The following is a 12,085-nucleotide window of genomic DNA, read 5'->3' on the forward strand; positions in this document are numbered from 1 at the left end:
CGTCAACGTCTGTGAAGGGCGCGATAGGGTTTTCCATGAATACGAGCCTTCCGGGGCAGCGAAAGACCTTAACCACGCCCTTTTCCCGATGGCCGAATGTTTTGTTGTGAGCGGTAAAAATCTCCTAGAACCCGCTCAGCCTGCTGGTTTGGGGGGGCTGTCCTGAACCCCCAGCGGGATGGCATTCTGCTGGGAGATCCGGCTGTACATGGTGTTGGCGATTGAGTAGGCGAACTGCTTCATGGTCTGGGCGTTGGGGCCCGCGTAGTGCTCGTCTATGGTCTGGGTGAAGAGCTCGAGCCAGCGCTGGAAGTGCTCGAGTTTGAGCGGTTTGCGGGCGTTTAGCAGTAGATGCTTGTACATCATGCCGCCCCTGTAAGCGCCGGTATGCCACAGGATGTTCTCCCAGAAGTCATGGATGACAGGCAGGTGGTTCATCAAGTCCAGGCCCTCAAATAAGTAGCCAATCAGTTCGTCCTGAAGGGCCTTGGCATAGAAGCTGTCTACCACTACGGCGAGGTCGGCTCTGGAGGCTATGTCGTTCACAGACCTAACCTTAGGCCAAAGAACGGCCCGGCTGTAGTGAGCAAAGCCCCGATTCGATTAAACCCAAGGAAAGTTAATGCAGGCTTACCCCGTTATGGTGGGTTGCTCGGCCATGAGATTTGGGTGCCGGACGCTCATCTTCTTGATTTTTTCATGCGGCTGCCATCGGACTGCCATCAAGCCCAACCATCCTTGTTTATGGAGCATCCTGGCCAGGACTCCCCGCACAGGAGGAAACGCCATGAAAAACGGTCTAGCGGTACTCTTGGTTTTGGCTTTGTTGGGTTGGGGCAACGCGCTGGCGCAAACCGACCCCCAGCCCCCTGCGCCCGGCTCGGCTATGACCGAACTGGCCGCACATATCGAGGGGATTGGCAAGCTCCTCGAGGGCGAGAACAAACTAACGAAGGAACAAGTCGATCTTCTGCTACCCTATCTGCGGGCCATTCGCAGCTCGGCAGCCCTCACGCCCGTGATGGCCGAGTGGTATGTCCAGCAGATTCAGGCTCAACTGACCCCCGAGCAGCGTGCTGCCATACAACCTGCTGAAGCTACCCCCGAGTCTGCCAACCAGACCACCCAGACCGGCAACACCTCGAGCGATAGTAGCCAGAACCAGACCAATACCGAGTCCAGTACTCAGACTGAGCAAACCCCCGCTTTAGCGCTTGACCTGAACGCGCCTAATCCCTTTGCCCAGGAGCCAGCCGCTACGCGACTAGACGAGATAATCGCCAGGCTGACCCAGATAAGCCAGGCGTAAGGTCAATTTGCATTCGTAGAGCGCCACATCTACCGGGCGAGCCGTCAAAGGTATCGAAGCAATCTGGAAAGTTGCCTAACCCTGAGCCATTGCCTTGCTCCTGCTAATTGCTCGCGATACTGCGTCTGCGGGCTTGTTTTGGAAAGCTGGTCTCGAGTTTTGTTGAGGAGCCTCCTGGCTCCTCATTTTTTATGTCCTTTGCCCCAAGACTGGATTAATGAGATATTAATGTGAAGAACTTCGTTACTTGCCTACTTTTCGGGGTGATGACTAGGTTATGGAAATGGGTTTTTTGCGCTTGAATCACCCCAAACAAGCGTTGCGAGCAATTCTGCTCTCCCCCCAAATAGGGGCGCTGTGCGAGCCCCAGACGTCCTACAATTAGTATTGGACTATGAGGTGGGTAGGGGGCCTAACGCTGGTTGAAATCATCTTGGTGTTGGCGATCCTGGGTATTTTGCTGACGATTGGGCTGGGCTACTTCAACCCCGACCGCATCGCAGTTTCTCAGGCCAGCGAGGTCTTGTCCGCGCAGGTCACAAGGGCGCGCCTCGAGGCCATTCGTAACAACACCCTTGGGGGTATCTCCTTCAATACAGTTGGCAACGGCAGCCTTCAGGTTTGGGTGCTGGACAGGAATAACCCAAACCTCGCCAACCCAGTTGTGCTTCAGACCATCACCCTGGGTCAGGGTGATTTTCCTCGAGTCCGGTGCCAGTCCGCTACCCTGACCGCCTCAACTTCTTCTACTACCAACTGCCCCAATGCCGGAACCTACAGATTTACCTTCGATGCCCGTGGGGTTCCGCAAGAACAAGAACGCCTCAGCATTGTGTTGAGCAATTTCGCGGGCAGCTTTCAGCGTACCGTTTGTATTAACCAACAAGGCCGCAGTCAGGTGGTGAGTGGTACATGTCCATAAGGGGTGGGGCCATGCATAAGCCAGTGGGAATCAGCATTGTGGAACTTCTGGTGGCCCTGGCCATCATTGGCATTGCCTTTGTGCCCCTGGTGCTCAGCCAGCTTTCCAGCCTGCGGGCCAGTGCCCAGACCGGGCTGGTCTCGCAGGTCAAGGCTGCTGCCACGGCGGAATTGGAGCGCCAGACTGCGCTGGTGCTGCAAGTGGAGACACCCCCTTCCAGCAACAGCCTGCGCGACGACATCAGCGCCAACAAGAGCTTTTACTTTGTGGACTACTTCTACAGTTGTCCCAACCCTCCTGTTGCGCTGCCCACACCCTCGAGCAACTCTTCTCGCACGGCCCTGCGTTCGGGGATAAGTTGCGATAACGGCAGCGGCACCACCAATAACCAGATTACCACCCGCTGGAGTGTGGCCCGAGAGTCCGGGCTGCTGGGGGAAGGGCTCATCATCATCACCGTGACCGCTACCCACAGCCGGGGGCCCACGGTCACGCTGGTTAACCGCATCAGTTGCTACGATGTGTTCCCCTCGCCCACCTCAGACGCCCCCGCCCCTTGTCCCACCCCCGCAGGAGGCCCCTAGATGCGCAGGCACGGCTTTACCCTGGTTGAACTGCTGATAGCCATGGGGATTCTGGCCGGAATCCTGACTTTGGTGGCGATTTACTTTGGCGACCAGCGCGACCTAACCCAGCGCACCCAGGGCCGCAGCGAGGTGCAGGACCGGGTACGGATGGTGATGCAGATGGTCACGCAAGATTTACAGATGGTGGGCTCGAGGGGCTTCCTCGATTCCAGCGGTAACCTGATTACCACGGTTTCCAGCGGATGTAGTGGGGTTAGCTGCATTACCTCCACCAACACCGGCGTGCAGGATGGCTTCACTGTTCAGTATGTGACCACTCTGCGCGTCGACTCTAGCGGAAACCCCGACCCTACCAAAGCTTGTCGCACGGTGAGCTATGGTTTTAGCGGCAATACCTTGCAGCGCTCGGATGTTCTCTGTGGTAGTGCGGCCTCGCTGGTGGATTTGGCTCCCAACATCCTGGCGCTGGACATACAGTACCAGTGCAGCAACAACACCACTGCCGATACGGCCAGTTGCCCCGCAGGCAGCTACCCCCGCAGCGCCAGGGTCACGGTTATCGGACAGTCTGCCGCCACCGTGGCCAATATCCCTGCCAGCAGCTACACCACCGCCAGCGGGGGTACCGTGAACTGCCCGCCAGGGCGCATTTGCCTGGCACTTACCCAAGAGGTCTTGATGCCCAACCTCAAAAACTGAGGCAGGAGGAAGTATGCGTCGGAAGTCTGGAATCGCCATTGTCGCTACCCTGGTCATTTTGGTATTGGTGGGGTTGCTGGTGTTTGGCACCTTCTACACCACCCAAATAGAGCAGTTCGTGACCCGCAACGACGCCACCTCCACCCAGGCCAACTACATTGCCCAGGCGGGGCTGCAAAAGTACAAGACCGCGCTTTTTCAGAATTTTCGCTGGTCTTTGCAGAACCTTACGCCCGTCAGCTTAAACGCCTGTGAAAATGTTTTGAGTGGGGGCATTGACTGGGATAGAGGCGGTCCCAACCCACCCCAGAGCTTCCCAATAACATTCACAGAACAGATTGGTGGCGGAACCGCCAGAGTTACGATTAGCCGCGACTCCCGCCGTCCACGTTTCATGATAATTACTTCTGAGGGGACTTTCAGTGGAGCCCGCTCTCGAGTTCGAGCAGTCTTCGACATAAGCAATGCGGGCCTTTTTAGATACGGACTTGTAATTGGCCAGGGTTCTGGCCAGCAAGTAATCACTGGTAGTCCACGAATTTACGGTGGGGTATTCATTGAGGGGCAAAGACCAAACCCCGATCCTCCTTCGCCACCGCCGACCGTTTTGACTGGCAGTGGCAACATGACGGCTTTGAATACTTTTAACTTGACAACTGACGCAGAAGGTGATTTGCGGAATCTGAGAGCTCGCTCAGCAGTAACTTCAGATAACGACTTATGCGCCACATTCCGTGTGCGTTGGGGTCGGGTTGGTGTGCAAAGTAATAGCTTTGGTCTAGGACGCCCAAATCCGCCGAACTTTAACCCTGCCACCGATCCAAACAATCAACTCCTCGATATCAGGGTCGGAGACCAAAGATTGGCAGTCAACGAACCGAGGGCCTTACTCTATCAAGCCAACAGCCTTCCCAATAATCCCGTTATCTATGATGAAAATTGTAGAAATAATGGCGGTCTTTGTGCTCAATCTATAGGGCGCTATGACCTTTCCGACACCGCCTCACCCAGATTTCCCAGTCTAGATGATCCTGGAAATGAACGGCTTTGTGGCGCTGGTGTCACTTGGCGAAATTGTCTTCGCTCAGATGCCCGAATCCAGTTTGTAGCTAGTGGTCAAAACCCTATTGTTCTTCCGCAACTACCAGCTAACGCACAGTGGAACAACGAATCCAGATGTCGCCAATTCCTATCGGGTTCGCAGCCCAATATAACTTTGACTCAAGGCAATAATGCTTCTCAAAACGTAAATCTTTCGTTTGACTGTACATATCGCACTCATGAGTCAGGAGTCAATCCTGCTGGGGGCTTTGCGTATGACGCTGCGACCAGAACTTTGAGGGTGTATGGAACTGTAAACTTGTATGGGTTCAACTTGGTTACCAATGTTCAAATAAACTATCAGGCCTATGGCTACGGTAATCTTGGTCGTTCGGCCAGTTTGTTTCTGGAAAGGAATCCTTCTACATCCCAAGGCGGATCATTCACTTTGGGGGGCAGCCTGGTGCCAGATGCTATACCCCAGTTTCCTACGCAAAACTTGTCGTTAATTGCAGATGAAAATGTTACTTACACAAATAACCAGATGACTGTGATGGGGATAGTCTATGCCGAAAACCGCTTCGTAATGTCTGGTTCACAATCATCCTTTGTGGGGACTGCAATCGCAAACCAGTTCTGTACTACCGACTCTTGTGGTACCGGCGGAAGTCCAAGTCTTTTCTTCATAGATACTAGCTCTAATCTTCCTAGTGCAATGCTGCGGGCACCTTACGGTGAGGTTGCCTCCTTTTCTGTGGTCTCCTACGAGCGCTTCTAAGCGGTTGCTCTTAACCAAGACCTGCTCAGGTCTTGAAATCGCGGTGGACTCGAGTACACTTGCAGGCGGAGCAAAGCAGGCCACAGGGCCTGCGGTATTCCGGCGTTCGGCAGGTGCGCTGCACTCAGGGCCGAAGGGGGGAGCCACTTTCGCCCACCCCGCGAGTTGGGAGGTATCCAGGTGGCAAACGGCGAGATTTCAAACTTCCTCAAACACCATTTCCGTCACTTTAACGCGGCCTCGTTGGTAGACGCTGCCGAGGCCTACCGGGCCCACCTCGAGCAAGGTGGGGTGATGATGGTCACGCTGGCGGGGGCTATGAGCACCGCCGAGCTAGGTATCTCGCTGGCCGAGATGATCCGCCAGGACAAGGTACACGCTATTAGCTGCACCGGGGCTAACCTGGAAGAAGACCTTTTTAACCTGGTGGCCCACCACCACTATGAGCGCATCCCCAACTGGCGCGAGCTAACCGCTCTGGATGAGCAGCGCTTGCTGGAAAGACACCTCAACCGCGTGACCGACACCTGCATTCCCGAAATGGAAGCCATGCGACGGCTCGAGGCGGCCTTGTTGGAGGAATGGGAGGCCGCCGACCGGGCCGGGGAGCGCTACTTCCCGCACGAATTTTTGTACCGCATTATTCGCTCGGGGAAGCTCGAGCGCCACTACCAGATTGACCCTAAGGATAGCTGGATGGTGGCCGCTGCCGAGAAGAACCTGCCCATCGTGGTACCCGGTTGGGAAGACTCCACTACCGGCAACATGTATGCCGGGCACTGCCTGAACGGCGAAATCAGGAACGTGCACACGGTGCGAACCGGCATCGAGTACATGATGGAACTGGCCAACTGGTACCTCGAGACCAGCGCCCGCCATTCCATCGGCTTCTTCCAGATTGGCGGGGGCATTGCGGGCGACTTCCCCATCTGCGTGGTGCCCATGCTGCACCAGGATATGCAGCGCCCAGACATTCCGGTGTGGGGCTACTTCTGCCAGATCTCCGACTCCACGACCAGCTATGGTTCGTACTCGGGGGCCGTACCCAACGAGAAAATCACCTGGGGCAAGCTAGCCGCCGACACCCCTAAGTTCATCATCGAGTCAGATGCTTCGATTGTAGCGCCCTTAATGTTCGCCATGGTGCTGGGCTGGTAAACATCTGGCCGAGTGCCTCTGGGGCTTTAGATCTCGATCGAGCGAGCATCCCCCCTTGACAGTTGGGAGGAGTGGGTCGTAGTGTTTTGCCAACAGGTTCATTCAATAAACAGACGGTTCATTCAATGAAACCACTTGAAGCCATTCCCACTCTCGAGCGCCCCCTGTACTTGCTGGGGTTTTTCAGCGAGGAACGCCCCTATTGGGGCCTTTCGGAGCTGGCCCGGGCGAGCGGCTGGCCCAAGGCCACCTGCCTGCGCAGCCTGCGGGCGCTCGAGCAGCATGGCTTGCTGATGCGCGAAAACGACCGCTACCGCCTGGGGACAAGGCTGTTACACCTGGGTACCCTGGTCAAGGCGGCCTACCCGGCCCGTCAGGTGGCCCTGCCCTTCATGCAGGCCCTGCGCGACGCCACAGGCCAGTCGGTGCAGTGGGTGGTGCGGGATGGGCTGGAGGGGGTCTACCTCGAGGTGGTGGAAGCCCGCTCGAGGGTACGCCTCTATATTGCCCCGGGGCGGCGGGCGCCCTTGTATGCCGGGGCCTCCACCCGGCTCTTGCTGGCCTTTGCCCCGAATACCGTGCAGGAGGGTATCTTCCAGAGTGAGCGTAAGCGCTACACGCCGGCCACACCGGTAGCCCTGCAGCATTTGCAAGAATTGCTGAATCAGACCCGCAAAACCGGGTTCGCCGTGAGCTTTGGGGAGCTCGAGCCCCACTCCGCCGAGCTGGCCGCCCCCATTCGGGGCTCCGAGGGCGAGGTGCTGGCGGCCTTGAGCCTGGCCGGAGCAGAAGCCCACCACCGCGACCCAAAAATGCTCTCTGGTTACCTGCAAGCCTTGAGTCAATCGGCCCGGGAAATATCGGAAAAGCTTGGGTTCGTAGGGCCCTGGCGGGCCGACCTCGAGGGTTTTTTATCGTCGCTTCTGGCAGTTCAGCCATAAAGGAGGAGAAGTATGCATAAACTCGTCGGACTTTTGGCAAGCCTGGCCCTGAGCGCGGCCCTGGCCCAGACCCAGTGGACCATGGCCACCCCCTACCCAGATGGCAACTTCCATACCATCAACATCCGCGAGTTCGCCAAGGAGGTAGAGGCTGCCACCCAGGGCCGTCTGGTCATTCGCGTCAACAGTGGGGGTTCGTTGCTACCCCACCCCCAGATTCTGCCCGGGGTGCGGGGCGGCCAGATTCAGATAGGCGAGGTGTTGATCTCCCTCCTGGCCAACGAGAACCCGGTCTTTGCCCTGGACTCGATTCCCTTCCTGGTCGGTAGCTACGACGATGCCCAGCGGCTCTACCGGGCTTCTCGCGCTGAGATTGAAAACTGGCTCAGCCGCCGGGGCATGACTCTATTGTTCTCGGTGCCCTGGCCGGGGCAAGGGCTCTACACCAAACAGCCGGTGAACAGCATCGCCGACCTTCGCGGGGTGCGCTTCCGGGCCTTCAACCCTGCTACCGCCCGCATCGCCGAACTCACCGGCATGGTGCCCACCCAGGTTGAAGCCGCCGACATTCCCCAGGCGTTCGCTACCGGCATTGTGGCGGCCATGATGACCTCTCCCTCGACGGGTGTGGACAGTCAGGCCTGGGACTTCACCCGCTACTTCTACGACCTGCGGGCCTGGATTCCCAAGAACATGGTCTTCGTGAGCCGGCGGGCCCTGGACAGCCTGAGCCCCGCCGACCGCGAGGCCGTGTTGGCAGCAGCCCGTCGTGCCGAGCAGCGCGGCTGGCAGGCCAGCCAGCAGGAGGCGGCCAGCAAGAGTGCCATCCTGGCCCAGCGGGGGATGCAGGTCTTGCAGCCCAGCCCGCAACTGGTAGCCGACCTCAAAAAGGTGGGCCAGACCATGACCAATGAGTGGCTCCGGCGGGCCGGGGCGACCGGGGTCAACATCTACCGGGCCTACCTGGGCCGTTAGCGGTTTGTCCTGTGAGGGCCCAAGCCCGCTCGCTCTCTATTGCTTCAAGGGTTATACCAGGCTCGGTTGATTCGTTACCGAACGGTAACGAATCAACAGGGCCGAAGTTATCCGCGTAGCGAAGGGCGATACCGCCCCTTGGAAAGGGAGACGCTTTTTTCGCCGACCGATAGGGAGGGGTATGCTCCAGGATTCAAACAGACAACCTCTGTAGTTTCTGGTTACTTAAGCGGTCTACCGGTATTAGGGGTGATTATGCGCAAGTTCCTGGAAGGCCTGTACGGCCTCTCGAGCCTTTTGGCGGGGCTTTTGGTGGTGTTTATCTTTGTGATTATTCTGGCCCAGATTTTGGGGCGGCAGTTGGGGGTAGCCATTCCCTCGGCCAACGAACTGTCGGGCTTTGCTATGGCGGGGGCGGTGTTCTTGGCCCTGGCCCCCACCCTGCGGGCGGGTGCACACATCCGGGTGGGGGTGCTGGTGCGGCGGCTTCAGGGCAGGGTGCGGCGGGCGCTCGAGCTCCTGGTTGGCACTTTTTCCCTGCTGGCCTCGGGCTACGCCACGCTGCAACTCTGGCGGTTGGTGCTGGATTCCTACCGCTATGGCGACCTGGCCCCCGGACTGTTGCCCTTGCCCATCTGGATACCGCAGAGCTTTCTGGCGGTGGGTCTGACCATATTTACCATCGCGCTGGCCGATAACCTGGGGGCTTTGCTCAGAGGAGAGCTCCCCAGCTATCTTGCTGAGGGTGGGGGACAGGAGTAGCCGGTGGAGTTAACCCAGGTGGCGCTTTTTTTGGTGCTTTTGCTGCTCTTGTTCCTGGGCAGTGGGGTCTGGATTGCCCTGGCCCTGCTGGGGGTGGGCTGGGTGGGCTTGCAGTTTTTCACCAACACCCCCCCGGGAGCCAGTGTGGCGAGCAGTTTGTGGACGTCGGTCTCGAGCTGGTCGCTGGCGGCCTTGCCCATGTTCATCTGGATGGGGGAGATTCTCTACCGCACCCGCCTGGCCGCCGACCTGTTCGAGGGGCTTTCCCCCTGGCTGCGTAGCATCCCGGGCCGCCTGCTGCACATCAACGTGCTGGCCTCGGGTATCTTTGCTGCGGTGATCGGCTCCTCGGCGGCCACCACCGCCACCGTGGGCAAGATTGCCCTGCCGGAGCTCTTGCGGCGGGGCTATCCCGAGCGGCTGGTGCTGGGCTCGCTGGCCGGTTCGGGCACCCTGGGCCTTCTGATTCCCCCCTCGGTGATGATGATTGTTTACGGTGTGGCTGCCGAGGTCTCGGTGGCCCGGCTCTTCATTGCAGGGTTGCTGCCGGGCCTTCTGGTAATGCTTTTGTTCATGGGCTGGGTGATGCTGGCTGGGCTCCTCAACGCCCAGAAGATGCCCCCGCCCGACCCGCCGATGCCGCTTGGGCGGCGTCTGTATGGGCTACTCAAAATAATGCCGGTGCTGCTTTTGATGGTAGCGGTAATCGGATCGATCTATTTGGGGGTGGCTACCCCTACCGAGGCGGCCAGCCTGGGGGTGCTGGGAGCCCTCCTGATCGCCTTCTGGACGCGCAGCCTGAGCTGGCAGGGTTTGCTGGATAGCCTGATGGGCGCGGTACGTACAAGCAGCATGATTGGTTTTATTCTGGCCGGGGCAGCGGTGCTCTCGATTGCTATGGGTTTTACCGGTATCCCGGCGGCTTTGGCCGCCTGGGTGGGCGAGCTGGGGCTTTCCAAATACGCTTTGCTGGCTGTGCTCATGCTGCTGTTCTTGGTGCTTGGGGCCTTTCTGGACGGCATCTCCATAATCGTGCTGACCACCTCGGTGATTCTGCCGCTGGCCAAGGCGGCGGGGATTGACCTGTTGTGGTTTGGCATCTTTTTGGTGATTGCGGTGGAACTGGCCCAAATTACTCCTCCGGTGGGCTTCAACCTGTTTGTGCTGCAGGGTCTTTCGGGGCGGGACATCTTTACCATTGCCCGCTCGGCTTTGCCCTTTTTGTTTATGCTGCTGCTGGCGGCGGCCCTGATCACGGTGTTCCCGGATATTGTGACCTGGCTTCCCCGCACCATGACTGGGGGTTGATGGCTAAAGGGAGCTGTAGGCTAAAGGTGAAGGTTTAATATTGGGGCAACAGCTAATGGCCCCGCCGATTAAGAGGGTATGGTTTTTAGACCCTGGACCTCTGAACACCTCAGATGAAAGCGGTATCTCTTCTACACCACAGAAAGCCATTGGGCTTTCGGTCTTCCGTGAGGTTATATGCAAATAGACTTGAACGCCGATGCCGGCGAATCGTTTGGCAACTGGACGCTAGGTCGGGATGAGGAACTCTTCCCCCTGATTAGCTCAGTAAACGTGGCCTGCGGGTTTCATGCGGGCGACCCTCTGACCATAAAGCGCACCCTCGAGCTCGCTCGGCAGACCGGGGTGGCCGTGGGGGCGCACCCAGGTTTTCCTGACCTGGTGGGGTTTGGGCGGCGGGAGATGGCCGCCACGCCCGAGGAGGTGTACGCCGATGTGCTCTACCAGGTGGGGGCCCTCTGGGCTTTCTTGAAGGCGGCGCAGATGCCCTTACACCACATCAAGGCCCACGGCGCCCTCTACAACCGGGCCACCAAAGACCCCGGGACCGCAAGGGCCATCGCCGAGGCCGCCCGGGACTTCGACCCCCAGATACCCCTGGTGGTATTGCCCAACACGCCGCTGGAGGCCGAGGCCCAGAAGCTGGGGCTTCGTACCGTTGCGGAGGCCTTTCCTGAGCGGGGTTATGCCTCCGATGGTCGCCTGGCCCCCCGGGGCACCCCTGGTGCCTGGATTCATTCGCCTGAGCTGGCTGCCCACCGGGCCGTGCAGATGGTGGTGGAGGGCCGGGTAGAGGCAGTGGACGGCGGTTGGGTCGAGGTACGGGCCCAGACCCTGTGCATTCACGGAGACAACCCCAACGCAGTGGGGATAGCCAGGGCCGTCAGGGAGGCCTTGGAGGCTGAGGGCATAGGCATCCAGACCTACTGAAGCCCCTGGTTCACCACCTGGATACGTCGCTGCCCATGACCCTCACCGGCTTTTATCTATCTTTCTCCGAACAGCTCGACCTCGAGGCCAATGCAAGACTTCTAGCCCTCACAAAGGCCCTGGTTGCCAACCTGCTGCCTGGGGTGACCGATATAGTGCCGGGTTATGTAAATGTGTACCTCGAGTACGATGCCGAGCGGGTATCTAAAGCACAGGTAGAGCGCTGGGTGCGGCAATACCTGGAAGAATTGCCCAGCCTGGAACCAGGAAAACAGCTCGAGATTCCCGTGCGTTACGACGGGCCCGACCTGCCCTGGGTGGCCGAGCAGACGGGTCTGGTGTTAGATGAAGTCATCCAGCTGCACAGTGAACCGCTCTACCGCGTATTCGCAACCGGCTTCACCCCAGGGTTTCCGTTTTTGGGCCCCCTCCCCGAGCGCCTGCGGCTGCCCCGCCGCAACAACCCACGCCCACTGGTGCCGGCCCACAGCGTGGCCATGGCGGGAAACCAGACCGGCATCTACCCCCTGCCCTCGCCCGGGGGGTGGCATCTGATCGGAACCGCCCTGGCCCAGGTATACAACCCCCAGCGGGAAAGGGTGTTTTTGCTGGAGGCAGGGGACTGGGTGCGCTTTGTGCCCGCCCAGGGCCCCACCCCAGCCCTACCCCCCGAAC

The 12,085-nt window shown here is 58.9% G+C and carries 13 protein-coding genes; 12 read left to right on the top strand and 1 reads right to left on the bottom strand.

Annotated elements, in window-relative coordinates:
• Nucleotides 1–135: 135 nt before the first annotated feature.
• Nucleotides 136–546: a group III truncated hemoglobin gene (locus tag Mhypo_RS10650; RefSeq protein WP_119341274.1), complete on the bottom strand. Its 411-nt coding sequence runs from the start codon at nucleotides 544–546 to the stop codon at nucleotides 136–138.
• A gap of 241 nt (nucleotides 547–787) precedes the next feature.
• Here Mhypo_RS10650 and Mhypo_RS10655 point away from each other — a divergent pair, with 241 nt between their 5' ends.
• The 12 genes from Mhypo_RS10655 to pxpB form a co-directional block, all read left to right on the top strand.
• Complete coding sequence (locus tag Mhypo_RS10655) at nucleotides 788–1,309, top strand: hypothetical protein (protein WP_119341275.1); 522 nt, start codon at nucleotides 788–790, stop codon at nucleotides 1,307–1,309.
• 394 nt (nucleotides 1,310–1,703) lie between these two features.
• Complete coding sequence (locus Mhypo_RS10660; protein ID WP_119341276.1) at nucleotides 1,704–2,231, top strand: pilus assembly FimT family protein; 528 nt, start codon at nucleotides 1,704–1,706, stop codon at nucleotides 2,229–2,231.
• Between the two features lie 11 nt (nucleotides 2,232–2,242).
• A complete protein-coding gene (locus tag Mhypo_RS10665; RefSeq protein ID WP_119341277.1) occupies nucleotides 2,243–2,815 on the top strand; it encodes a prepilin in 573 nt (190 codons plus the stop codon).
• Nucleotides 2,816–3,517 carry a PilW family protein gene (locus Mhypo_RS10670; protein WP_119341278.1) on the top strand — a complete coding sequence of 234 codons (702 nt, stop codon included), beginning with the start codon at nucleotides 2,816–2,818 and terminating at the stop codon, nucleotides 3,515–3,517.
• Nucleotides 3,518–3,530: 13 nt separating this feature from the next.
• Entirely contained in the window at nucleotides 3,531–5,336 is a 1,806-nt protein-coding gene (locus Mhypo_RS17930; protein ID WP_147075465.1) for a hypothetical protein, read from the top strand.
• A 180-nt stretch (nucleotides 5,337–5,516) separates the two neighbouring features.
• Nucleotides 5,517–6,494, top strand: a complete 978-nt coding sequence (locus Mhypo_RS10675; RefSeq protein ID WP_119341288.1) for a deoxyhypusine synthase family protein — start codon at nucleotides 5,517–5,519, stop codon at nucleotides 6,492–6,494.
• A gap of 125 nt (nucleotides 6,495–6,619) precedes the next feature.
• The gene (locus tag Mhypo_RS10680; RefSeq protein ID WP_119341279.1) at nucleotides 6,620–7,435 is read left to right on the top strand and encodes an IclR family transcriptional regulator; all 816 of its coding nucleotides are present in this window, start codon (nucleotides 6,620–6,622) and stop codon (nucleotides 7,433–7,435) included.
• 12 nt (nucleotides 7,436–7,447) lie between these two features.
• Nucleotides 7,448–8,410, top strand: coding sequence for a TRAP transporter substrate-binding protein (locus tag Mhypo_RS10685; protein ID WP_119341280.1), 963 nt, complete (start codon nucleotides 7,448–7,450; stop codon nucleotides 8,408–8,410).
• A 255-nt stretch (nucleotides 8,411–8,665) separates the two neighbouring features.
• A complete protein-coding gene (locus tag Mhypo_RS10690; protein ID WP_119341281.1) occupies nucleotides 8,666–9,172 on the top strand; it encodes a TRAP transporter small permease in 507 nt (168 codons plus the stop codon).
• 3 nt (nucleotides 9,173–9,175) lie between these two features.
• Nucleotides 9,176–10,480, top strand: coding sequence for a TRAP transporter large permease (locus tag Mhypo_RS10695; protein ID WP_119341282.1), 1,305 nt, complete (start codon nucleotides 9,176–9,178; stop codon nucleotides 10,478–10,480).
• A 177-nt stretch (nucleotides 10,481–10,657) separates the two neighbouring features.
• Nucleotides 10,658–11,410 (top strand): LamB/YcsF family protein, encoded by a 753-nt coding sequence (locus Mhypo_RS10700; protein WP_119341283.1) that lies wholly within the window; start codon nucleotides 10,658–10,660, stop codon nucleotides 11,408–11,410.
• A 35-nt stretch (nucleotides 11,411–11,445) separates the two neighbouring features.
• Nucleotides 11,446–12,085: 5-oxoprolinase subunit PxpB (pxpB, locus tag Mhypo_RS10705; protein ID WP_119341284.1), on the top strand; the 640-nt coding region annotated here is incomplete at its 3' end.

Source organism: Meiothermus hypogaeus (assembly GCF_003574035.1).
Taxonomy (GTDB): domain Bacteria; phylum Deinococcota; class Deinococci; order Deinococcales; family Thermaceae; genus Meiothermus; species Meiothermus hypogaeus.

Bases quoted from the DNA above. Each gene is read 5' to 3' on its own strand.
- Mhypo_RS10670 (WP_119341278.1), top strand. From the start codon at position 2,816: ATGCGCAGGCACGGCTTTACCCTGGTTGAACTGCTGATAGCCATGGGG.
- Mhypo_RS10655 (WP_119341275.1), top strand. From the start codon at position 788: ATGAAAAACGGTCTAGCGGTACTCTTGGTTTTGGCTTTGTTGGGTTGG.
- Mhypo_RS17930 (WP_147075465.1), top strand. From the start codon at position 3,531: ATGCGTCGGAAGTCTGGAATCGCCATTGTCGCTACCCTGGTCATTTTG.
- Mhypo_RS10680 (WP_119341279.1), top strand. From the start codon at position 6,620: ATGAAACCACTTGAAGCCATTCCCACTCTCGAGCGCCCCCTGTACTTG.
- Mhypo_RS10690 (WP_119341281.1), top strand. From the start codon at position 8,666: ATGCGCAAGTTCCTGGAAGGCCTGTACGGCCTCTCGAGCCTTTTGGCG.
- Mhypo_RS10700 (WP_119341283.1), top strand. From the start codon at position 10,658: ATGCAAATAGACTTGAACGCCGATGCCGGCGAATCGTTTGGCAACTGG.
- Mhypo_RS10685 (WP_119341280.1), top strand. From the start codon at position 7,448: ATGCATAAACTCGTCGGACTTTTGGCAAGCCTGGCCCTGAGCGCGGCC.
- Mhypo_RS10665 (WP_119341277.1), top strand. From the start codon at position 2,243: ATGCATAAGCCAGTGGGAATCAGCATTGTGGAACTTCTGGTGGCCCTG.
- Mhypo_RS10660 (WP_119341276.1), top strand. From the start codon at position 1,704: ATGAGGTGGGTAGGGGGCCTAACGCTGGTTGAAATCATCTTGGTGTTG.